The following is a 23,696-nucleotide window of genomic DNA, read 5'->3' as shown; positions in this document are numbered from 1 at the left end:
GATGGCTTTAGCTGAAAAAGGCTACCGCCTAGGTCTGCGGTCTGGGCAACAAAAACTGTTCTAAATCGTGATGTCTTCCTTTCCAAAAGCCGTGGTTTTTGAGCACGCCCTGGCTTTGAAATCCCAGCTTTTTTAACAACTGTTGAGAGGCAATATTTTCTAGCATCACCTCCGCAACAATGTTATCCAAACTCTCTACCTCAAAGCCGTAGGTGAGAATGGCGCTTAACGCTTCAGTCATGATGCCTTGTCGCCAATATTGACTAGCCAGTTCGTAGCCCACCTCCGCCCGATTTGAGGCTCTATCCCAGGTAAATCCGCAGGAACCAATGAGAGAATTGCTAGGCTTAAGAGCGATCGCCCAACGAATACCGCGATCGGTTTCAAATCCTACTCTGCGCCGTTCAATGACCGCCTTAGCTTCATCAAGCTGAGTGAAGGTATCGAGGTCATGAAACTGGGTCACCCTGGAGTCTGAAAAGAGCGAAAAGATAGCATCTGTGTCGGCTTCAGTTGCCTGGCGTAGCCACAGCCGTGGAGTTTCAAGTTTGGGGAAGATTTCCATGGCTCAATACGGTTTCATAGTGTTCAACCGTAGGAAAAGGCTCGTAGAAATGATGCAGCAGAGCACGCCAGGTTTGATATTCTGGCGATCGCCGAAACCCGAGGGTGTGGTCTTCTAAAGTCTGCCAACGCACCAGCAGCACATACTGGTTTTTAGTTTCAATACAGCGCTGCAATTCGCAGGAAATATAGCCCGGCATCTCGACAAGGATAGTAGAAGCCTTTTGAAAAGCATTCTCAAACTCGACTTGAGCACCCGCTTTAATCGTTAAAATAGCAATTTCTAGTACCATCAGACGTCCTTATTTTTGAAAGATCCAAGCCTCTAATTTTTTGCACAGCGACAGCAGAATTATTTACCTTCGCCATCAAAAAATCAGGTTAGACCCCTCCTTCCAAGGTCATAGTGGCAGCCTCAGCCTCCTGGTAGATACAAGTGGAGGAGGTATCGCTCTAAAGTTGCATCAGCGATGGTAGGTAACTGAGAAATTTACCCTACTTAAATCGCTTAATTATATTCTTACCGGAGGTTTTAATGTCTACCCCTAGAGCCGAAAGCGACAATTACGATCCGCATATTATTCCAGCAGAAACCGCTGCCCGTAAAGAGCGTGAGGGCGGTAATTTTAAGCAAACCCGCGATGAGACTCACAGTTCTATTGACCCCAGCGGTGGGCAAACTGTAGACAAAGAAGGTCTCGCCAATAACTACCCCATCGAGCCTGAAATGTATATCAATGAGCCCGGTGACCTACGCGAAGAAGCAGAGGCCGAAAAAGCCGAGCGTGTGGCTGAACTGCGCGAAATTAATCAAAACGAAGAACAAGGTAAGGTAACCACCGAGTCCGATGAGCGCGGTAAAGGTGTAGGGGCCGTTTAGGCTTACCTGAGAATGTAGCATTCTTGTAATGCTTGATGCGCTAGTGCGATCGCAGCGCGACAATGGGGGTAGGTCTAACGACCGCCTCCATTATTTTTTGCACTTTTCTTAACGTTATTTAGAGGGCATTACAGCAATGACCCCAGCTACCCTGAGAGAACTCGTCAATCGCTACTACCAGTCGGGTGCCCGCGACCTGCACGGGCTAAATTTGCAGGGGTTAAACATGGCAGCAGCCCACCTGGCCAATGCTGACCTGCGCCGCACTAACCTCACGCGGGCCAACCTATACCAGGCTGACCTGACCCACATTGATGGCTATCAAATTACCCTAGCCCAAGCCGATTTGCGCGGTGCCTCGTTGGCCAATGCCGTACTGCGCGAAGCCGACCTACGCAAGGTTCACTGCCACCGTGCCACGCTGATCAATGCTGACCTGCGCGACTGTTGTCTCGACCACGCTGACCTTAGCCATGCCAATTTAGAAGGGGCTAACTTCACCAAAGCCGACCTTAGCCATGCCAACCTCTACTGGGCCAACCTGCGCTACACCAATTTGACCGGGGCCAACCTGACCAAGGCCAACCTAACTGGCGCTAAGTTCTGCCAAACTGTCATGCCTGACGGCACTATACGTGATTCAGAGTGCGCTTTCGTGCCGCAAGCCATGTCTTAACACTTAAGCCAACCCTAGCGCAGCAGTTCGTCTGGGCTTAGGGGAGCGGTAGTTTGGCGTTCGTCTTCGGGGGTGAGGGTGTAGGGCAGCGGTGGTTCTGGCACCAGCAGGTAGCGATCGCCCCAGCCTTCATTGGTGCGGGCTAGCAGGTCTGCGGGGGGAGTAGTTTGCCCGCTGGGCAGAGCCACCGCCAGCACCTGATCGGCCCACAAAAACGGTTCTCCACCGGAGGTTACTCGCAGCACATTTGCTAGTCGTTGCTGCCCGTTTTGAGCTAGCTTGCCGTTGAGAGCTGCACCCAAATGGTGGGGGCCCAACACAATGGCAAATTGTACAGTTTTGCTGGGTTGAGCGGCTAAATCAAGGGCATCAGCCTGGGCCTGCCAAGGTTCTTGGTAGCGGCCATCGACGGCCACCTGCCAGAGATTCAGCTTGGCCGACCACCGACCATTCGCAACGGTGACGGGCTGGTAGTCGAGCACCGAATAGAGGGGGCGATCGCCAGAGGTAGTGCGTTGAGGTAGCAAGTGGCGCAGGGCGATCGCCGTCAGTTGAGTATCGTTGGGTAGGTTCGTGGTGCCGACGAGGGCAAACTTTCCATTGCCCTGAGCCGTAGCCTCAAGGGTGAGCGTCGTAGCTTCCGGCACGGGGGGCGAGGCGGGCAGCAGAGCCGTTTGACACCCCGCGCAGGCTACCAGGATAACTACCAGCAACCCAATTCTTCTTAGCCGTGAAATAATCATTGACCGACGGTGAGGAACAATCTATCTAAAGCCCATGCAACCACAGTGCACCTCTACCATCAACACCTAGAGAAGGCCTTTTGCAACTCCACACAGAAGACCAGAGGCTCAGAACTTTTTCGGTATTTCATCCTGATGACGAAAAAACTATCTGTAGGAGGAGTTAGCGCTAATACCTGAGTTCGATCGCACCTGAGCTGAAATCGTCCCGACATCGTTATTCTCATCATTAGATGCCTGAGCTTGATTCTCAGCTTTTGCTCCCAGCTATGAGTACATCACTTTCTTATCGTTTTCAAACCGTTATCTCTAATACTGATTCAGCCAACAAATTTGATGGTTGAAGCATAAGACCTAATTGCTGGTCTTGGAGAGTCAATATTTTCTGAAATCTAAATCACGTTGGTTTGCAAGAACTAAAGCGTGAGGATATCAGCTGGCATTGTCGTGCCTGATATTGACAATTGATTAACGAATTCAATTTATTTCTTTAATTTGGCTACTTAGCAAGCCAGATATATCTTTCGCGCTTATTTTCACCCAATTATTTTGAGTATCTTATGGAGCGTTATATAGGTGCTTGGTTAGCGCTGCGATATGTGCTGAACCCTAGCGCGGCAACTGGTATTGTGCTGGCAACTGCACTCTTGGGATTGCCTCCCACGGCTTTTGGGAGCGAGTTGCCTGAGAGTGATTTAGCAGCAGACAATTTTCTTACAGACAATTTGTCTAACGACAGCGCATTTGTAAACAGTGCACCTGCCGGTACATTGCCTACAAATAGTGGAGACAGTGTGTCTGCGGTAGACCCTGCTTTTAACGGCGAGCGTTGGTTGCCAACTAGCGACGGTTTTTTGCCTCTGCCCAAACCAGCGACGGACAAGAGCAGCTCTGCGGTGGTGCTAGCCCAGGGAATGCCCCACACCCAAGTTAGTGAAGCTGACGCGCCAGAAGCAGAAACCCCTGAGGCTGCGACGCCTCCTGAAGAAAGCCCCGTTTCGAGTCAGCTGCCGATCGCTGCTCAAACCGAACCAGCACCAGCCTTCCCAGCTACACCTCTTGTAGCCGATACCCCAACTCAGCCGGAGCAGAGTGTCGCCCAAACGGTCGAACCAGCGGAGCGCTCTGAAGTATTTGCCCAGGCAGCCTATTTACAGCAGGGGAGCGAAGGCTCGGCCCGCCTGCGGGTGGGAGGAATTTATGTGCTCAGCCCTTCGGTATTTGCCGGGGCTACGGTAGACCTCAGCACTGGGCAGGCCTTTTCTAACACCGATCAAACCGGTCTCAGCTTGAGTGAGCTGTATCTAACGGCCTCGCCCGCTAACCTGCCCGAACTGCGGTTCACGGTGGGGCTGATGGATTTGACCTCGTACCTCGATCGCAACAGCTTTGCCAAAGACTCACTAACCCATTTCTTTAACCCGGTGTTTCAAACCAACCCGGCCCTGAGCACGGTGAACGTAGCCTCGCGCCCCGGTGCCCTGGTGAACTGGACCCCGGTGGACGCGGTGTCGCTGACCGCCACTACTTTTTCGTCGAGCCGCGACTTGGGCAGCTTTGCCCTCGACTCGTTTGCTGGGGAGGTGGGGGTACGGATGGGCAACGCCATTGTGCGGGGCACCTACGTGACCTCGACCGATGCCGGCCAAAACGATGGCTTTGGAGAAATCGGCTTATTTGACCGAGGCAACGGTGAGTTTGGTGCACGGCCAGGCGATCGCGAGACTGGCTTTGGCCTCAACGCCGAGGCTTTTATCCCCGGTCTCAAGCTGGGATTTTTTGGCCGCTACGGCTGGTACACCAACCAAACCCTGGGGGCCAGTGGTCAGACCTACAGCCTCGGCGTCAACGGGCTGGATGTGTTTATGCCGGGCGATCGCCTGGGGCTAGGCTATGGTCGCCAGCTCTCTAACAGCGATCTACGCCAGGCCAACGGTGGCCCCACTCCCGACGTATGGGAGCTGTTCTACGACGCCCAAGTTATTGACAACCTGCGAGCCGGGGTGAGTGTGCAGCAGCGCAACGCCTTTAGCGAAACCTACCTCGGCTTTCGGATGCGCTACGACCTGATGTGGAATCCCCTGCGGAGGGCAGCAGAATGAAAATCATCCCCTATGAGCAACTGGACAACGCCAAAACTTCCCCCTTTCCCCATGGGGGCTTAAAGGAGAATCCCCTACCTAGAGAAACTGGGGGGATCCCTAGAGGACGTTTCCTAGCGCAAAATTCTCTACTAATAGGAGCCCTCGTCCTTGGTCTAGAGATTGTCGTCAGCCCCGCTGCCCTAGCCCAGCGATCGCCTCAGGTGAACGAAGGCTACACTCTGCTCGATCGCGGCTGGGTGAATGATGCGATCGCCGCCTTTCAAACGGCCCTACGCCAGCAGCCAAACTCTGCAGAGGCACGGCTGGGGCTGGCGATCGCCTATCAGCGAGCAGGCCGTGATGCCGAGGCTTGGGCCGCCCATCAGGCGGTGCTGCAAGTCAGTCCTGACAATTCCACAGCCCTAGAATCGCTAGGCAAGCTGGGCGGCTATCGACCCGAGTGGCAAATTGGGGGAATTAATGCCCTAACCAGACTACTAGCTCAGGATCCTGGCAATCTTGAGGCTCTCAGTCAGCGAGCGTTACTCTACGGCTACCAGGGGCGCTTTTCGGAATCTCTAGCCGATTATGATCTGCTTCTGGACCGAAAGCCATCTCCCCAAACACTGTTGGGGGCAGCGCAGATCCACGCTTTTAGCGGCGACTATAGCGGTGCTTTGGCACTTTTCGAACGCTACCGACAAATAGGGGCATTGCCCGTAGAGGCGTTGACGGCCTACGCGCTGACCCTGCAAGAGACGGGCAACGCGGCGGGGGCGATCGCCCTGCTCGAACCTGAACTCAGGAATTCTGACCGCACCGACAACCTTTCCCTCGGCATTCGCACAGGTTTGGCCAACGCCTACGATGCCAGCGGCCAGACCGCCAAGGCGCTGGAGCTGTTGAACCCTATGGTGGGCAAGGCCGACGCTCGCCTGGCACTGGCGCGCGCCTACAGTGCGATCGGTCGCCGCCAGCTCGACCCTACCCTGTTTGAACAATCCACCGTGCTGTACCAGCAGGCGTTGGATGCGACTGTAGCTCCTAGCTATGGTCTGCGGGTTGAGGTGGCCGATGTGCTGAGCGAATGGCCCGACACCGAGCCCCTAGCCCTGGCCATGTTTGAGCAACTGGCTGTGGAAAACCCTGACACCGCCAGCCTGATGGTAAAAGCGCGCCTGCTGGCCTACAGCCTGGGGAACGAAAGTGCCGCCGCTGTAGCCGAGCAAATTTTGCCGCTGCTCTCTCCCATGCCCAGCTCAGCGCCGGAGCAACGAGCCATCACCACCGCCCTGGTGCGTTTGGATAACCCTGACCCGGCCCTGCTGCCTGTTTACGAAGTCGTAGCAACAGCAGTGGATGCGCCGCTGCTAACCTATCGCATCGCCCAGACTTACCTGGGTCAGGGCAACTTGCAAGCCGCCCGCGATGCCCTCACCACCTACAGCGCCACCAATGCAGGGCAGGGCGACTGGGGTACAGAACTGCTGGTCGCCGACCTAGAGCGGCAGCTAGGCGATCTGGAGGCTAGCGCCCGTCGCTATGAGGCTGTAATTGCTGCTCAACCCAACTCGCAGACCACCGCCGATGCTCTGAGGGGGCTAGCCTTTGTGCGCACTCTGCAAGGCCAGCCCGAGGCAGCGCTGCCGGTGTATTTAGAGGCGATCGCAGCCAATCCGACCAACCCCAACTATCCCCTCGGCTACGCCCTATTGGCCTACCGCACTGGGCAAATCACCTCCACCGTCGCCGCTGAAACGTTAGACAGCTGGCTAGCCTCCCAAAATCTAAATAACCCACCCCCAGAGCTGTTTGAGTTGGCCGGTGCTCTCCCGGCCGATCGCAGCCGCGCCGACCTCTACCAAACCTTACTCACCCAGCAGCCCGACGATCTCTGGCTACGGTGGCGAACCATCGAGCTGTTGGCCCAAACCAATCCCACCCAGGCCCAGGTCGAGCTGGACTCGCTGATTGCCGCCAACTCCGGCGACCTCACGGTGTACTTTTTCCAGGGCGAGCTAGCTCAAAGCCAGGGAAATCTCCCCCTCGCCGCCACCGCCTACCAGCAGGTGCTAGAGCGTGAGCCTGAGAATCTCGGTGCCTTGGCGGCTCTAGCCGGAGTGCAGTTTCAGCAAGGCAATTTGCCCACCGCTCGCGCCCTCTACAATCGAGTGCTAGAGCTGGACCCTGACTACTGGGAGGCTCGGTATGCGATCGCAGAACTCAACATCGCCGACGACCAAAACCTCGCGGCCTTAGAGCAACTGCGACAGCTTCCCCCCGACGCGGCCCCCATCAACCTAGAGCAACGCACCCAGGACGTGGAATTTGACCTGCTCCGCCGCCGCGGCTTTCAACCCAGCTGGGAGCGCTACTAAAACCCACTCACTCATCCACCCACCCTTCCTGGCGACTACCATGATGCGACTTTTTAACCTGCGGCGTACGCAAACCCGTATGCTGCTGACGATCCTGCCCCTGGCTCTGGTGCTAATAGCCGCCGCGCCCAGCTGCACCATTCAAACCGCCGCCTGCGCTTGCCTCAACACTGGGGAAGTAGCCCTAAATCTGCCCGTCCCCAGCCCCCAAAACGACCTGCTGATTGAAAGCTGGCAAGCCTACCGCAGCCGGTTTATTCAGGACGATGGCCGTGTCATTGACCGGGAAGACAGCGATCGCACCGTTTCAGAAGGCCAAGCCTACGCCATGCTGCGGGCCGTTACCATCAACGACCCTGTCACGTTCGATCGCACCTACACCTGGGCCAAAAGCAACCTCGCTCGCCTGGATGAAGCGGGCGAGCCAACCGACTTGCTCTGGGCCTGGAAATGGGGCCAGCGCCCAGACAGCTCCTGGGGCACATTGGATGCCAACTTTGCCACCGACGCCGACATCGACGCCGCCACAGCGCTGATCTTAGCCGCTCGCCGCTGGTCGTGCCCCCAATACCTTGACGACGCCCGCGCCTTGCTAACTGACATCTGGGAGCACGGCACGGTGGAGCTACCTGACGGCACCCGCCAACTCATTCCCGGCCCTGCTGACGCTTTTAGCCTGGAGCCCGACCAGGTCATTCTCAACCCGTCGTATTTTGCCCCCGCCAGCTTTCGTCTGTTTGCTGAAGTCGATCGCGATCACGACTGGGCCAGCCTAATCGACAGCGGCTACACCATGCTCGATGACCTGTCGGAGTTTTCTGCCACTGGCCTGCCCCCCGACTGGATCGCCTACAACCCAACCAGCGGCACCTACCGCCAGCTACCCCTCGACTACCCGCTGCAAAGCCGCTACAGCTTCGATGCATTCCGGGTTTGGTGGCGCATTGCTCAAGATGCCGCCTGGTTTAACGAACCCCGCGCCCAGGCCTACCTAGAGGCCCGTACTCCCGAACTGATTCGCCGTTGGCAGCAAAATGGCCGCCTGCCCGCCCGCCTCACCCTCGATGGCAGTGCTGAAACCAGCTACGAATCGACCGCCCACTATGCCCTGGTTTACCTAGCCCTGACCCGGGTAGACCCCGCGATCGCCGCCGAAATTCTGAGTCAAAAGCTGCAGCCAACTTACAAAGACGGCTTTTGGGATAGCGATACCGCCTACTACACCCAAAACCTCGCCTGGTTTGGCCTGCTGCCCTTGGAAATTTCTCCCGATCGCCTCAAAACCACTGGCGGCACCTGCAGTCCCTAATCAACCGCAACAAACGTCAACTATCACCGCTGCCTAACTTTCCCGTCGCTTACCCACCCAGATCACCTACCTACCCACCTACCCCCTCCCATGCCCTTCCTTCCCTCTCTCCGCATCCTCTCCCCTTTGGCCCGCCGCCGCCTAGCCCTCTACCTCACTACCCTGCTGCTAATCACTGGGCAACCACTGCTGGCCCAGGAGACTGCTCCCACCGCAGAGACTCCCGCCCTAGCCGAAATCGCCCTACCAACCAGCTTGCCTGCGGCCCCGGTAATTGCCCCCGCTAAACCTGGCCAGTACGTGTTGGAATTTAACCGCAGCCCGGTGGTGGGCAACCGCCTCCGCTTTAACGGCATTTACGACGAGCAGCGACTGCACTTCACCCGCCCCCGCAACTGGCAGGCCGAGTCGATCAAGGTGCTGCTGCGCTACCGCCATTCTGCCGCCCTCTATGCCACTCGCTCTAACCTGACGGTGCTGATCAACGGCACCAGCATTGGCAGCCTGCCCCTCAACCAGCCCATGAGCAAAATTGGCGATGCGGTGATGGAAGTACCCGCCGACCTGCTGCAAGACGACAACGAGCTAATTCTCGCCGCCCTACAAAACAACTCCCCTACCTGCACCCAAGACCCCTTCGATCCCTCGCTGTGGACTGAGGTGCTGCCCGACTCCAAACTGGTGTTTAACTATGCGCCCCAGGCGGTGACGCCAGACTTTAGCCAGTTCCCTTACCCGCTGTTTGACACGCTGAGCCTGCAAACCAACCAAATCGCCTACCTGCAACCGACCGCTACCAACAGCTCCTGGCTGACGGCCACAGCGCGACTGCAAACCTACCTCGGCCGCACCGCCCACTATCGCCCCCTCGACACCCGCCTGGTCAAGAACCTGAAGGATTTAGCCGCCGAAGAACGGCTTGTGGTTTTGGGAACTCCAGCCCAGCAGCCCAGCTTGGCCGATTTAACCCTGCCCTTTGCCCTCAAAAACGGCAAATTTGTCGATAACGCAGGCAAGCCCTTACCCGACGAATCTGGCCTGCTGATGTGGTCGACAGCAGCGAACAATTTTTCTCCGGTGCTGGTGATTACCGGCAACGGCGAGGCAGGTGTGGCCAAGGCGGTGCAATATCTGGTGCAGCCCCAAAATCAGCAGATTGCTACCGGCCATGGGGTCGTAGTTAACCAGGCTGGGGATGTGCCCACTCCCCCCGATCGCCGGTGGCCCGGCTACCTGCCCGAAGAGAATGACTTTTTGCTGACGGATTTGACCTCCCCCACCCGTCAGCCCTTGGACGAGATGACCGTGCGCGGCTCCCATGCCCCAGCGATGGAAATCGGCTTTAAGGCGCTGCCCGACGATCGCCTGCTGCGAGGCAGCAAAATGCGCCTCTCCTACAGCTATGGCCCCCAGATCAACCCCCTCACTTCGATGGTGGATGTGGAACTAGACGGGGTGTCAATTACTGGAGAACGGCTGACAGAGGTAAAAGGCGCTAACCGTCGCACGCTAGAGGTGGATCTGCCGGGCGATCGCATCACCCCTACCTCCAAGCTCCAGGTCAACTTTCGCTTAGATCCTCGTGAGCGGCGATCGTGCAGCCGAGTCACCGACCAGCAGCTCTGGGGCACCATTCACAGCGATACCAGCTTTAGCCTCAAGCGCAGCGCCATCACCAGCCTGCCCGATCTAGATCTATTCAAAACTGGCTACCCCTTCACCGCCCCGCAAGATCTTTCCACCACGGCGATCGTCCTGCCCGACGCTCCCAACAATAACGATGTCACCGTGCTACTAGAGCTAGCCGAGCGCCTAGGTCGCCTTAGCCAGGCCGACTCGGTGCAGCTCGCCGTCTATCGCCAGGCCGACCTGCCCGAAGAGGCGCGCAACGACCGGCATCTGGTGGCGATCGGTGCCCAACCCCGCTTTCCCCTGCCCGAACTGCTAACCGAGGAAGGCTTTGCCCTGCGCGGCAGCGGTACCCGCCAGTGGGGCGACACCCAGGTACAACCCCTTCCCGACGGCGAAGGGCTAATGAAATCCGTCATTTCACCCTGGAATCCCCAGCGGGTGGTGCTAGCCCTCAGCGGCCGCGACGATACCGGCCTGGCCCAGGTGGCCGATCTGCTGCGCCACGACCCCCTCTTCTACCAAATTGAGGGCGACACCGCGCTGGTCAGCGCCCAAGTGCCCGACCCCGACCCTTACGTCAGCGCCGACTACCGCCTGGCTACCCTGCGCCAGTCGCCCCAGGTGCAACTCGCCACCACCACCCCCTACCCCTGGCTATGGCAAGTCACCCGCCACAACTGGATGTTCATCGTACCTGCCACCGTGGCCCTGTCGCTGCTGCTCTACGGGGCAGTGCAAGCGGCCATGCGGCGGAGTGGGGAGTGAAGAGGTGGGTGGGTAGGCGGGTAGGCGGGTGGATGAGTGGATGAGTAGGGGGTGGATGAGCAGGCAAAGTTTTGAGCTTTTTCTAGGAAAAGCTCTTTGTAAATCTCCTAGAGATTCCCAACAATCCCGCTGACTCAATACCTGCCCACCCCCCACATACATAATCCTTCACCCACCTACTCGCCTACCCCCTAGATACATACATAATCCTCCACCCACCTACCCGCCCACCCATCCACCCGCCTACCCATCCACCCCTCCACTCCCCATGCTCCACACCCCCTCCCCTCCCCTCCACCAGTGGCTGACCAAGACCCTGCCCGATCGCACCTATGCGCTCACCCGACACCTGAGTCGCTGGCAAATGCTGCTGCTGTTGGCCTGCTTGGGGTTGTTAACTAAGCCGTTGCTGGTAGCTCACCCGGCTATTTGGCAGCAGGCGATTGTAGCGGTGCTGCTGATTGCTTTGGGCTACAGCATTTTGCATTTGGAGGATGGCCATGCCCATAACAACGGCGATCGCGAGCGGCTGCACCTGTTTATGGTCATCCTTAGCAGCCTCACTACTCTGCGCTATCTCTACTACCGCACCTGCAACACTCTCAATTTCGACACGCCGCTGGATGCCGTTTTCTCCCTGCTGCTTTACGCGGCCGAGCTATATGCCCTAGGGACGCTGTTTTTGTCATATTTTCAGACGCTACGGCTGCGCGATCGCACCGCCGTAGACCTCACCCCTGTGCCCGAAACCGAGTGGCCCACGGTGGATATTTACATTCCTACCTATAACGAGGAGGTAGAGATTGTGCGCAAAACCGTGGTGGCGGCGCTGGCGATCGACTACCCCTCGGAGAAAAAGCAAGTTTACGTGCTGGATGACGGCCGCAAGTACCCCGAGCGGCGGCAGGAGCTTCAGGCGATCTGCGATGAACTAGGGGCAAAGCTACTGGCTCGCGACAACAACGACCACGCCAAGGCGGGCAACATCAACACCGCGCTAGAGCGCACCACGGGTGATCTAGTGCTGATTTTGGACTGCGATCACATTCCGGTGCGGGGCTTTTTGCAAGAAACCGTAGGCTTCTTTTTAGATAAAACGGTGGCCCTGGTGCAGACACCCCACTGGTTTTACAACCCCGACCCCTTTGAGCGCAATCTGCTCACCCAGGGTCAGGTACCCGTGGGCAACGAGCTGTTCTACAAGGTGCTGCAAAAGGGCAACGACGCCTGGAATGCCGCCTTTTTTTGCGGTTCGGCGGCAGTGGTGCGGCGCAATCACCTGCTAGAGGTGGGCGGCATTGCTACCGAGACCGTCACCGAAGACTGCCACACTGCCCTGCGGTTACACTCCCTCGGCTACCGCACCATCTACTACGACAAGATTATGGTGGCAGGGCTAGCGCCCGAAAAATTCTCGGCCTATGTGGGGCAGCAGGTGCGGTGGGCGCGGGGCATGGCCCAGATTTTGAGGCTGGAAAATCCGCTGTTTAACCGCCGCCTTCAGCTGTCGTTGGCCCAGCGGGTCTGCTATTTCAGTGCCACGTCGCACTTTTTCTTTGGCTTCCCCCGGCTGATGTATGCCCTGGCCCCGACGCTGTTTTTGCTGTTTAGCATCAACTCGGTGAAGGGGCTGGGGATTGAAACCCTGTTCTACGCGCTGCCCCACATCGTGCTGTCGATGCAGACCAACCACATTCCCTACAAGCGAGTGCGGTTCTCATTTTGGAATGAGATCTATGAGTTTGCCATGTCGTTTCAGGCGGGCATTGTGACGCTGCTGGCCTTGGTGAACCCCAAGCTGGGCAGCTTTAACGTGACGGCTAAGGGCTTAGTGGTCAACCAGCGCACCTTCGACGCCAACAGCGTGCGCTACCTGTTGATCTTAGGGTTGTTGACGGCGGCATCGCTGGTGGCGGTGCCCTTCTGGCTGCTGCTCAGCCCCGAAGACACCCAGGCCGTGCTGATCAACGCCCTCTGGTGCGGCTTTAACCTAGTGCTGGTGCTGGCCGCCTGCCTGGTGGCGCTCGAACAACCCCAGATGCGCCGCGCCCACCGCCTGCCCCGGCAGCTCACCGCCATCATCCACAGCGATGGCCAGAGCTGGACGGGCAAAACCATTAACGTGAGCGAGAGCGGGGTTCAGGTGCAGCTCGAAGAATGGCCCAACGTGGCCGACCAAGTGTGGGTGGAGCTAGTGGGCGACTACGACGGTCGCGCTCTGCTCGAAGCCCAAATTGTGCGAGCCACGGCCACTAGTCGCCTAGAAACCGAGCTAGCAATGGATTTCATCAACATCAGCCCCAGTCAGGCCGACGATCTCACCCTGGTGCTGTTTTCTGACGTAAAGGAATGGTATTCCCAGACCCGCCAGCAGGTGGATAAGCCGCTGCGATCGCTGCAATTTATCGCCACCACTCTCTGGCGCGTGTTCACTGATCTGCAACCGGCCACCGGGCAAAAAATGCGCAAGCAGGTGCAGGCTCCGGTGGAGCTGGCCTGGGAGGGCTGGCACGGCGACAGCTACCTGGCCCGCGTGGTCGAAATCGGCAGTCGCGACCTGCGCCTAGAGGTGCAGAATGTCTCAGAACTCGATCGCGCCACCCTGCTCGAAACCTTTCCCACCGTGGGGCTGCTATTTTTGCCCAATAGTGAGCTGCCCATAGCCCAAAGCATCGTCGCTCAGGTGGCCCAGGCGATCGAACTGCCCAACCTCAACGGTATGGAGGCGCGGCTGGTGCTGGAATTGACCTTTCCCACGGCGTTGGCCAACCAGCAGCGACGCAAGATTCAGACATTGCTGCGATCGCTAACCTAACCCCTCCTCTCAGGCAGTGCAGCAGGCAGGATGTCTTCGCAAGAGCTTAATACCTAAAACTAACCCAAGGTTAGTTGGCCTGAGCCAAGCCACTCTTGAGTCAGCTGTTAACCATTCAATGTTTTTGCCAAATTTGCCAAGTAAGTTCTCTCTGAACATTAATTTGCAACGAGAAGGGGAGCCTGGTGCAGAATTGTTTGTAATTTGAATCGATCACCTTAAAGGCCAGCCAACTTGGAAAATGCGTTAATTAAACCTTTACTACCGCTTTATAGCAGACCAATTTGGTTATCTAGTATTCACTTATTTTTTATAATTTTAATTAACAAACCTGTTATTATTAGATTATGCAAGTAACGGTTTAGCGCTTCATTCCTGACTATCGATCACTTTTCAAACAGCTTCTACTTGTCTCAGTTAAACACTGGGATTTTGATAATTCGGCTTCCTGTCTAGCCCCCAGGTCAGGTCAGAGCCATCTACTTCTAACCATTCTCAATACCGCATCTACCGCTTCAAAACTCGCTGTTAAGTCAGTCGTCCTTTTGAGAATGGTTCACTAAGGTTAAGCCCTAAGCATTTCATCAGTATTTACCCACAGCCATTGTGTACGAATCATCTTGTTGCCGTTGGCCAAGATTGGGTCCTACTAGCTAGGCGATCGCTCTAGCTGTGGCTACTGGCTAAATCATTTGATGAGTTAGAGCAACCCAAAATTTTTTGGCGGCGTTACTGTCGCCGTCCTACATCAAAAGCATCGTTATCTAGCGTGCTATAGCGCTGCGGTGCCCCTGCGGGTGGCGCACGGTGAGCCGCCGATTTTATCTACCATCCACTGTGCATTCCCCTGTCTCTGTCGTGAACTGCTATGCAACCATCGCTCTTGAACCCCGCTCCCATGCCACCGTCTTCTTCTACTCAATTGCACCCCCTTAGCCTGTTAGCCCAGGTGAGTAGTCGCCAGGCAACCGGCTGTCTTCAAGTCGTTACACCAACTAACACCTGGCTATTGCACCTAGATCAAGGACAGCTCACCTATGTTTCTACCGTCGACCGGGCTTTTGAGCGACTCGACAGCCACCTGCGGCGGCTAAGCGTGCAGGTGCCGTCTTTGGTGAGCGCAGTGCGCGTGCAGGTAAGACTCCTCTTTGAGCAACAGGCCACCACAGCTACCGCCGATTATCAAGCTATTTGCTGGTTAGTTGAGCAGCAGCACCTACATCCCAATCAAGCGTCAACCCTCGTCGAAACACTATCTAAAGAAGTGCTAGAAGCTTTTTTAGACGTGCGCCAGGGCAGCCATGAATTAATCGAGGGCAACAGTTTGGGCAACGCCCCCCGCTACTGCCAGCTCAACCTGCGCACCACGGTAGAAGAATGCTACGCCCGTCTCAAACAGCGCCGTAACGGCTTGAGCCAACTCAATGGTGGCTACCCCCGTAGGGAAAGCGCGACGGCAACTGCGGCCGCCCCTGCGGTAACCACTAGTGGCTCTAGTCTACAGACGGGGGGCATGAAACCAGGCGCTAAAGCCCATTACACCATTGCCTGCATTGATGATAGCCCTACGGTGCTTCAGGCCATCAACAGCTTCTTAGACGACAAAATTTTCTCGGTCATTATGATCGACGACCCCGTCAAAGCGCTGATGCAAGTGATTCGAACCAAGCCCGATTTGATTTTGCTAGATGTCACCATGCCCAGTCTGGATGGCTATGAGCTTTGCTCGCTGCTGCGTCGCCATCCAGATTTCAAAAACACTCCCATCATTATGGTGACAAGTAACACTGGGTTTATCGATCGCGCCAAAGCAAAATTGGTGCGGGCCTCGGGCTATTTGACTAAGCCCTTTAATCAATCCGATCTACTTAAATTCATTTTTAAGTATTTGAATTAGATTGAATTTTTGAGCTTTATTTTTAGAGTTTTGCGATCGTCTTTGCAGCTTTTTCTAGCCTGAGCTAGCCCCTGGCAATCGTTAAATATTTCTACAGCTGGGCCTGCTCAAGCGATTTAGATCGGCTTTTTCAGGCAACAGCCCAAAGCAGTAGCAGCAATCTATTCACTATTTAGGTAAACGATTATGCAAGCGACTCTAGCAGGCACCATTTTGGTGGTTGAAGATACCCCATCTGAAATGGAGCTGATGGTGCACTACCTCCGCGACAGCGGCTGTACCGTGATCTGCGCCGTTACAGCGCAAGAGGCTCTGGAGAAGGCCGCCCAGCATTCCCCCGATGTCATCGTTAGCGACGTAGTCATGCCGGGCATGAGTGGTTTTGAGCTGTGCCGCAGCCTCAAAAAACAGCCCGCCACTGCCCACGTACCGATCGTGCTCTGCACCTCTAAAAACCAAGACATCGACCGGCTTTGGGGCATGCGCCAGGGGGCCGATATCTATCTCACCAAGCCCTACACCCGCGAGCAGCTGGTGCAGGCCGTGCTCGCCGTGATCAAGGTGAACCGATGAGTAACCTATCGCTAGCTCGGCCCCAGTCGTCGGGCGAGGGTGGCCTGGCAACCCAAGCGCTCACGCCGCTGACCCACAGCTATCTGCGCTTTACCCTGGGCAGCCAGCCAGCCCTGCTGCCCACTCGCCAGGTGCAGGAAGCGATCGCCACCCCCGCTGCCCGCATTACCCCCATGCCCAACATGCCCCCTGCCCTCTTGGGGCTGATTAATCGCCGCAGCCGGGTGCTGTGGGTAGTTGACTTAGCCCTGCTGCTGGGCTTGCCCACGGCCTACCCCAACTCGCAGCAGTACAACCTCGTGCTCATGCAGATAGGAACCGTGGCCCTGGGGTTGCGGGTGAGCCAAATCGACGGCATTCTCAGTCTGCCGCCCCAGCATATGCAGCCAGCTCCCACCCATGTGCCGCCGGGGCTGGTGCCCTTTCTGCGGGGCTGCGTGCTGCAAGAGGGCGAAGTGCTGCTGGGGCTAGATGGCGAAGCCCTGCTGCGCGCCCCAGCGTTGCAGGCGCTTTAGCCCGTTTTGCCCGCTCAGCGCTAGCTCTCTAGGCTCAGGCTGCCTTCTCTTCCTGCCATCACAGCATCTTTCTCACGCTGCCTCTGGGGCTGGCCTCACGCCTGCCGGGCAGCCCTATTTCGCACACCAACCCAGCTCATTCACAAGGTAGTTGAACCCATGACCACAGATTTTCGACCCTATACGCCTACCGACGCGGCTGAAGATCCTGAATCGATGAACGGCAAGACCAATGGCTTAGACCCCACAGACAGCAACACTAAGGGGTTGACGTATCGCGGGGTGGCCTACGGCTCAGACGCTAAAAACGGTATCAAAATTACCCAGCGATCGCAGTTGAGCTGGGTGCAGTGGTTCAGCAATTTGAGCGTGCGCCAAAAGCAGATGGCGGGCCTATTTACCTCCGAGGCGATTTCGGTGCTGGGCCTGGTGGGGGTGGGGTCGCTGCTGATTATTTCTGGCGGGCGCAGTCAGCTAGTCAACCAGGCCAAGGCCGAGCTGGCGGTCACCGACATTGAGTACAACATCAAAATCAATCAGATGGGGTTTGGCTTTCGGGGCCAGTCTGATAACCGCGCCATTGTCGACGCGGCGGTGGCCTACGCCCGCGGCGAAGCCGTGCCGTCGAGCGCGATCGCCTCGGTGCAGCAAATTCTTAAAAACGAAGTCAAGGCTCGCAACATTGAGTACGCGACCCTGGTAGGCAACGACGGGAGAATTATTGCCAACGCCAACCGCGATCGCCGGGGCCAGCAGTTTGACCCCAGCGGCCTAGTAGGGACGGTGCTGCAAAACCCGCGCCAGATCAAAACTAGCGCCATCGTCAGCTGGGAAGAGCTGCGCAACGAGGCCCCTCCCCTGCCAGCAGGCTTCACCGACCAAGACGCGCTGATTCGCTATACCGTTACCCCCGTTAGCGACCCGGCTTCGGGGCAGGTGGTGGGGGCGCTGGTTTCTGGCGATATTGTCAACGGTAAAGATGCCATTCCCAAGGAGGCGATCGCGCCCTTTAACAACGGCTACAGCGCCATTTACCAGCGGGGCGAAGAGGGCTTTGAGATCGCCACCGGCCTCTACACCGGCGACAGCCCCGAGACTGACCAGGCTGCCGCCAACGTGCCCCTCGACTCCTTAGCTCTGGTTGAGCAGGCGGCCGCTCGCCCTGGAGAGGAAGTGACTCGCCGCGATCGCATCAACGGCACCACCTATACTCTGGCCGCCCGCGCCGTCGAAGACTTTAGCGGCGAGCCGGTCGCGGTGATGGTGCGCGGTACCTCCGAAGAAGGCCTCAACGACATGATTGGCAACAGCCTGCGGCTGCAAATGCTGATTGCCCTCGCCGCCCTAGCCGCCAACGTAGGAATTGCCGCTCTGCTAGGCCGCTCCATTTTGCGCCCGCTGCAAAATCTTCAGCAGGCCACCTGGAAGTTTGGCATGGGCGATCGCCAAGCCCGCGCTGATGTCTACGCCACCGACGAAGTGGGTCAGGTGGCCCACACCTTTAACCAACTAGCCGAAAACATCACCGCCTCAGAAGATGTGCTGCGCCGCCAGGGGCAACAAGAGCAGCTGGCCACCGCTCGGGCTCGGCTGCTGGCCGACCTGACTGGCCGCATTCGCCAATCGCTCAACGAGCAGACCATTCTCAGCACCGCCGTCGAGGGGCTGCGGGAGGTGCTCGAAGTCGATCGGGTGATAGTCTACCGCTTCCAACCCAACTCCCAGGGGGGCAATATCACCGCCGAAGCCATCGGCCGCGGCTGGAAACGAGGCCTGGGGCAAACCCTGCAAAACCCATTCACCGCCGATGTCCTAGAGCACTACGAAGCCGGACGGGTAACGACCGTCACCAACCGCAAGGAAGCCGAGGTGTTCCGCGAGTACGGCGACATGCTTGAAAGGCTAGAGGTGATGGCCAATATGGTAGCGCCCCTGCTGGTCGGAGATGAGCTGATTGGCCTACTGTGCGTGCACCAGTGCGATCGCCCTCGCCACTGGACCCCCGACGAAGTCGAGCTGCTCCAGCAAGTCGCCGTACAGATCGGCTACGCCCTCAGCCAGGCCTACCTTTTGAGGCAGCAAGAGCTCACCGCTACCCGCGAGCGCCAGATTACCGAAATCGTCTCCCTCATGCGCGAAAGCCTCGACCAAGATCGCATCTTCCGCGCCGCCGTCACTGAAACCCGCCGGGCGCTGCAAACCGATCGCGTGAGTGTGTACCAGTTTGACGACACCTGGAGGGGCACCTTTGTAGCTGAGTCGGTGGGTCAGGGGTGGCCTGCCGCCCTCGAAGACAAGGTCTACGACCCCTGCTTTAAAGAGAAATATATCGAACAGTACCGTCAGGGCCGGGTGCAGGCGGTAGCCAACCTGGCCGAGGCCGGGCTGACCGAGTGCCACCTGCGCCAGCTCGAGCAGTACAACGTTAAGGCCAACTTGGTCGCCCCCATTCTGGTGAACGAAAATCTGGTGGCGCTGCTGATTGCCCACCAGTGCAGCGGCCCCCGCCAATGGGATGACATGGAGGTAAACTTCTTTCGTCAGGTGGCCACTCAGCTGGGCTTTGCCCTAGAGCAATCGCGCCTCTACATCCAGACTGAAACCCTCTCTGAAGAACGCCGCCAGAAGCAAGAAGCCCTGCAAATGCAGCTGCTTGAGCTGCTCAGCGAGGTCGAGGGTGCCTCCCGCGGCGACCTCACCGTGCGCGCCGACGTTACCGCCGGAGAGATCGGCACCGTCGCCGACTTCTTTAACTCTATCGTGGAAAGCCTGCGGCAGATTGTGACCAAGGTGAAAAGCTCCACCGAGCAGGTCAACGCCTCCCTGGGCGAAAACGAGGGGGCCATTCAGACCCTAGCCACCGAGGCCCTGCGCCAGGCCGACGACGTCACCCAAACCCTGGCCTCCGTCGAAGCGATGACCGCCTCCATTCAGCAGGTGGCCCGCAGTGCCCAGCAGGCTGCCGTGGTCGCCAACAGCGCCTCCACCACCGCCGAAACCAGCGGCCAGGCGATGGATTTGACCGTGCAAAACATCCTCACCCTGCGCGAAATCATCGGCGAAACCTCCAAAAAAGTGAAGCGCCTAGGTGAATCGTCGCAGCAGATCTCAAAGGCGGTGTCGCTGATTAACCAGATCGCCATGCAGACCAACTTGCTGGCCATCAACGCCGGCATCGAGGCCGCCCGCGCCGGCGAAGAGGGCCAGGGCTTTGCGGTGGTCGCCGAAGAAGTCGGTGAACTGGCCGCCCGCTCCGCCGAAGCCACCAAGGAAATCGAGCGCATTGTCGAAACCATCCAGCGCGAGACCGCCGAGGTCGTCGACGCCATGGACCAAAGCACCACTGAGGTGGTCGCCGGTACGCGCCTGGTCGAAAACGCCAAGCAGAGCCTAGGCCGCATTCTCGACGTTTCCCAGCAGATCGACACCCTGGTGCGCTCTATCTCTGACGCCACCGTCTCCCAGGTAGAAATCTCGGAGAGCGTCACCGAGCTCATGCAGGCGATCGCCGCCGAATCCACCCGCACCTCCCAATCCTCCCTGGAGATCTCCACTTCCCTGCGAGAAACCGTGGATGTGGCGCGATCGCTTCAGGCCACCGTCGGCACCTTTAAGACGGGCGAGGAGTAGATGGGTAGATGTGTAGATGGGTAGGGGGTGGATGGGTAGGAGGTGGATGAGCCAACAGCTTCTACCCCACCCATCCACTCCCCACTCCCCACCCATCCACTCCCCCACTCCCCACCCATCCACTCCCCCACTCCTCACCCATCCACTCCCTAACCCCAACCCCAACCATGTCCGACGCAAAGGAACTTGAAATTCGGCTTCAGTTTCTCGACGAAGCGCAAGAATACCTTGAGACCCTAGGCACCCACCTGATGGGGCTAACCCAAACCTTTGAAGCCAGCACCATCAACGAAGCTCTCCGGGCGGCCCACTCCATCAAGGGCGGGGCGGCTCTGATGGGGTTTCAGCTGCTCAGCGATCTAGCCCACCACCTCGAGGACAGCCTCAAGGTGATAAAAGTGCAGCGAGGCAAGATCGACATTGATGTCGACCTAGAGCAACTGCTGCTAGCGGCGGTTGATTGCCTTGGCCAGGTAATGGTGGGCCAGCGCCAGTGCCTTAGTCAGGGCCACCAATCTCCCGTCGATAAGCGGTGGCTTGAGCACCATGCCGCCCCCATATTCGAGCGGCTCCACGATCGCCTGGGTGACCCAGTGGAGGAAGACGCCTACTCCATGCTGTCCCCCGAAGACGGTCAGGATGTGATTCCGCTGCTCTTTCAAAGCGAGGTGGAGGGCTGCCTCCAACGGCTGGAGGGGGTGCTGAGCGAGCAGTCGCCCTGCCTGCGAGAAGAGGTTCAAATTCTTGCCCAAGAGCTGGGCGGGCTGGGGGAAATGCTTCAGCTAGAGGCTTTTGTCAGCCTGTGTCAGTCGGTGGCAACCCAGGTCACCCTGGTCACTGAGGACGATTTGGTAATGGTTGTGCAGGAGGCCCTAGCGGTGTGGCGACGCGCCCAGGCCCTGGTGCTGACCGGCCATTTAGACGAAATTCCGACCCAGATGGCGATCGCAGGCGCTACCTTCGAGACCATTCCCATTGTCGACATCCCTGGCGATATCATTCCCCATCTGGAGGATGGCGACATTACTGCCCCCGTCTGGCCCCTGGGCGATGATTCAGCTTTGCAGCCCGACTACCTCGAAGCCGACATCACCGACGATGTCGCTGCCTCTTGGTCAGAGGCAGGGGTCCAGGCCGGGTTCGACTTCGCAGACGCCACTGCCGCCCAGGGGGCCAACATCCCAGGCACGGCCGCCACTAGCAGCTCAGCCCCCAACCCCGATGAGGTCGACAGCGACAGCACCGTGCGCGTGCCCGTTAAGCAGATCAACCAGCTCAGCGACCTGTTTGGCGAACTCACCATCGAGCGCCACCGGCTCGAGCTAGAGGTCAGTCGCCTACGGGGTTTGGTGGGCACCCTACAAACCCGCATGCGCACCCTCGATCAGGTGAATAGCGACCTGCGGGCCGCTTACGATCGCGTCGCCACCCAAGATACCTCGGCACCACGGCTGCCCACCAGCGCCAGCCTGCAGAACAGCCGAGCGCTGGTGTCCCCAAGTGCCGATTTGGCGCTGCAATCGCAGTTCGATGTGCTCGAACTCGACCACTACCGCGATCTGCACCTGCCCTTTCGCGAAATCATCGAAACGATTATTCAGCTGCAAGAGGTGGGGGCCGACATTGAGCTATCGCTCGATGGCACCGAGCAAACCACCCACACTCTGCGCAAAACCTCCCGCCAGCTGCAAAAGAATCTCACCCAGCTGCGCATGCGGCCCCTAGCGGATATTTTTGATCGCTATCCCCGCTCTCTGCGGCAGATGTCGTTGCAGTACAACAAGCCGGTGGAGCTGAAGCTCAAGGGCGATCGCACCCTGGTCGATCGCAACGTGCTTGAGGCCTTGCAAGAGCCGCTGATGCACATCATCCGCAACTGCTTTGACCACGGCATCGAGGACGCTGAAACTCGCCAGCAGCGAGGCAAACCCGCCGTCGGCACGATCGCCATTAGCGCTCAGCAGCAGAGCAGCCGCACCGTGATCACCATCAGCGACGACGGCGGCGGCATTGCGGTAGAAAAAATCCGCGATCGCGCCCGCCAGATGGGCCTCGACGACGGGTTACTGGCCGCCGCCAGCACCCAGGAGCTGCTGTCTCTGATTTTTGAGCCCGGCTTTAGCACCGCTAAAACCGTCACCGACCTCTCGGGTCGGGGGATCGGCATGGATGTCGTGCGCAGCAAGCTCAAGGAAATTCGCGGCGACATTCAGGTCAACACCGAGCTGGGCGCGGGCACTACCTTCATCATCTCCATCCCCTTCACCCTGTCGGTGACGCGGGTGCTGATTACCGAGAGCAAGGGCATGCGCATGGCCTTTCCGGTAGATGCGATCGAAGAAATTTTTGCCCTGCCCGCTGAGTACGTCCTGGCCACGGCCGGTCGAGAAAGCTTTGAGTGGAATGGTGAGCTGGTGCAGCTGGTGCGACTGGCTGACTGGCTGCACTTCAACTGCCCCGCGGTGATCGAAAGCCCCGAAACCGCCCCCGCCATCTCTACCCCCACAGTTATGCTGGTGCGCGCCAATCAGAAACTGGTGGGGCTTCAGGTAGAGCGATCGTGGGGCGAGCAAGAGGTTGCCCTGCGCCGAGTGGTCGGCAACCTACCGATGCCCAAGGGCTTCAACAGCTGCACCATCATGGGCGACGGCCAGGTAGTGCCCCTGATCAACACCGCCGAGCTCCTCTACTGGATCGCCAGCTGCGAAGCCTCCGGTGCCGCCACCCTAGACGACACCCCAATGCAGGCCTACCTCACCAGCGGCCCCGGCTACGAAACCAGCACCGCTGCCCGCAAGCCCACCGTGCTGCTAATCGACGACTCGATCAACGTGCGCCGCCTGCTCGCCCTCACCCTCGAAAAAGCGGGCTACCAGGTAGCCCAGGCCAAAGATGGTCAAGACGCCCTCGACAAGCTCACCGCTGGCCTAGCGGTCGAAGCCGTAATCTGCGATGTGGAAATGCCCCGCCTCGATGGCTACGGCTTTTTGGCCCGGCTCAAAGCCGAAACAGAGCATGAAGGCCTACCTGTCGCCATGCTCACCTCCCGCAGCAGCCAAAAGCATCGCCAACTTGCCATGAATCTAGGGGCTGCTGCCTACTTTACCAAGCCTTACAACGAGCAAACTCTGCTTAAAACCCTCGAAAACATGATTCAACCCGCCCTGGTGTCCTAGCGCAGTTCTTAGTTTTGAGTTCTTAGTTTTGGGTTAAGGAATTAAATCCAACCTCAAAA

At 58.0% G+C, this 23,696-nt stretch carries 15 protein-coding genes; 12 read left to right on the top strand and 3 right to left on the bottom strand.

What is annotated here, in order from left to right:
* Positions 1-28: 28 nt before the first annotated feature.
* A complete protein-coding gene (locus tag NC979_RS12190) occupies positions 29-565 on the bottom strand; it encodes a GNAT family N-acetyltransferase (RefSeq protein ID WP_190521676.1) in 537 nt (178 codons plus the stop codon).
* Complete coding sequence (locus tag NC979_RS12185; protein ID WP_190521674.1) at positions 543-857, bottom strand: antibiotic biosynthesis monooxygenase family protein; 315 nt, start codon at positions 855-857, stop codon at positions 543-545. Before NC979_RS12185 ends, NC979_RS12190 begins: the two co-directional genes overlap by 23 nt.
* A gap of 242 nt (positions 858-1,099) precedes the next feature.
* On the opposite strand from NC979_RS12185, the gene NC979_RS12180 reads away from it, so the two are divergent.
* Together NC979_RS12180 and NC979_RS12175 are read left to right on the top strand one after the other, a co-directional pair.
* Positions 1,100-1,444, top strand: coding sequence for a hypothetical protein (locus NC979_RS12180; RefSeq protein WP_190521672.1), 345 nt, complete (start codon positions 1,100-1,102; stop codon positions 1,442-1,444).
* Between the two features lie 136 nt (positions 1,445-1,580).
* A complete protein-coding gene (locus NC979_RS12175; protein WP_190521670.1) occupies positions 1,581-2,120 on the top strand; it encodes a pentapeptide repeat-containing protein in 540 nt (179 codons plus the stop codon).
* A gap of 14 nt (positions 2,121-2,134) precedes the next feature.
* Here the strand turns inward: NC979_RS12175 and NC979_RS12170 are convergent, their stop codons facing one another.
* A complete protein-coding gene (locus NC979_RS12170) occupies positions 2,135-2,833 on the bottom strand; it encodes a hypothetical protein (protein WP_190521668.1) in 699 nt (232 codons plus the stop codon).
* Positions 2,834-3,657: 824 nt separating this feature from the next.
* Between NC979_RS12170 and NC979_RS12165 the strand changes: the two genes are divergently transcribed.
* The 10 genes from NC979_RS12165 to NC979_RS12120 all read left to right on the top strand — a co-directional run bounded on the left by NC979_RS12165 (position 3,658) and on the right by NC979_RS12120 (position 23,637).
* A complete protein-coding gene (locus NC979_RS12165; RefSeq protein WP_190521666.1) occupies positions 3,658-4,965 on the top strand; it encodes a porin in 1,308 nt (435 codons plus the stop codon).
* On the top strand, positions 4,962-7,325 hold the full coding sequence (locus NC979_RS12160) for a tetratricopeptide repeat protein (protein ID WP_190521664.1): 2,364 nt from the start codon (positions 4,962-4,964) through the stop codon (positions 7,323-7,325). Before NC979_RS12165 ends, NC979_RS12160 begins: the two co-directional genes overlap by 4 nt.
* A gap of 40 nt (positions 7,326-7,365) precedes the next feature.
* Positions 7,366-8,634 (top strand): family 8 glycosyl hydrolase, encoded by a 1,269-nt coding sequence (locus NC979_RS12155; protein WP_199308953.1) that lies wholly within the window; start codon positions 7,366-7,368, stop codon positions 8,632-8,634.
* 90 nt (positions 8,635-8,724) lie between these two features.
* Positions 8,725-11,031, top strand: coding sequence for a cellulose biosynthesis cyclic di-GMP-binding regulatory protein BcsB (locus NC979_RS12150; protein WP_190521661.1), 2,307 nt, complete (start codon positions 8,725-8,727; stop codon positions 11,029-11,031).
* 268 nt (positions 11,032-11,299) lie between these two features.
* Positions 11,300-13,846 (top strand): UDP-forming cellulose synthase catalytic subunit, encoded by a 2,547-nt coding sequence (gene bcsA / locus NC979_RS12145; protein ID WP_190521659.1) that lies wholly within the window; start codon positions 11,300-11,302, stop codon positions 13,844-13,846.
* An 868-nt stretch (positions 13,847-14,714) separates the two neighbouring features.
* Positions 14,715-15,743, top strand: coding sequence for a response regulator (locus NC979_RS12140; RefSeq protein ID WP_242024122.1), 1,029 nt, complete (start codon positions 14,715-14,717; stop codon positions 15,741-15,743).
* Between the two features lie 186 nt (positions 15,744-15,929).
* Entirely contained in the window at positions 15,930-16,316 is a 387-nt protein-coding gene (locus NC979_RS12135) for a response regulator transcription factor (protein WP_190521657.1), read from the top strand.
* A complete protein-coding gene (locus tag NC979_RS12130) occupies positions 16,313-16,831 on the top strand; it encodes a chemotaxis protein CheW (protein ID WP_190521656.1) in 519 nt (172 codons plus the stop codon). Before NC979_RS12135 ends, NC979_RS12130 begins: the two co-directional genes overlap by 4 nt.
* 159 nt (positions 16,832-16,990) lie before the next feature.
* On the top strand, positions 16,991-20,461 hold the full coding sequence (locus NC979_RS12125) for a GAF domain-containing protein (protein WP_190521653.1): 3,471 nt from the start codon (positions 16,991-16,993) through the stop codon (positions 20,459-20,461).
* 167 nt (positions 20,462-20,628) lie between these two features.
* Positions 20,629-23,637: a hybrid sensor histidine kinase/response regulator gene (locus tag NC979_RS12120; protein ID WP_190521651.1), complete on the top strand. Its 3,009-nt coding sequence runs from the start codon at positions 20,629-20,631 to the stop codon at positions 23,635-23,637.
* The last annotated feature ends 59 nt before the right edge of the window (positions 23,638-23,696 follow it).

It is taken from the genome of Leptolyngbya subtilissima AS-A7 (assembly GCF_039962255.1).
In the GTDB taxonomy this organism is placed as follows: Bacteria; Cyanobacteriota; Cyanobacteriia; order Phormidesmidales; family Phormidesmidaceae; genus Nodosilinea.
The sequence above is the reverse complement of the archived record's forward strand: the minus strand, read 5'-3'. Positions and strand labels throughout refer to the sequence as shown.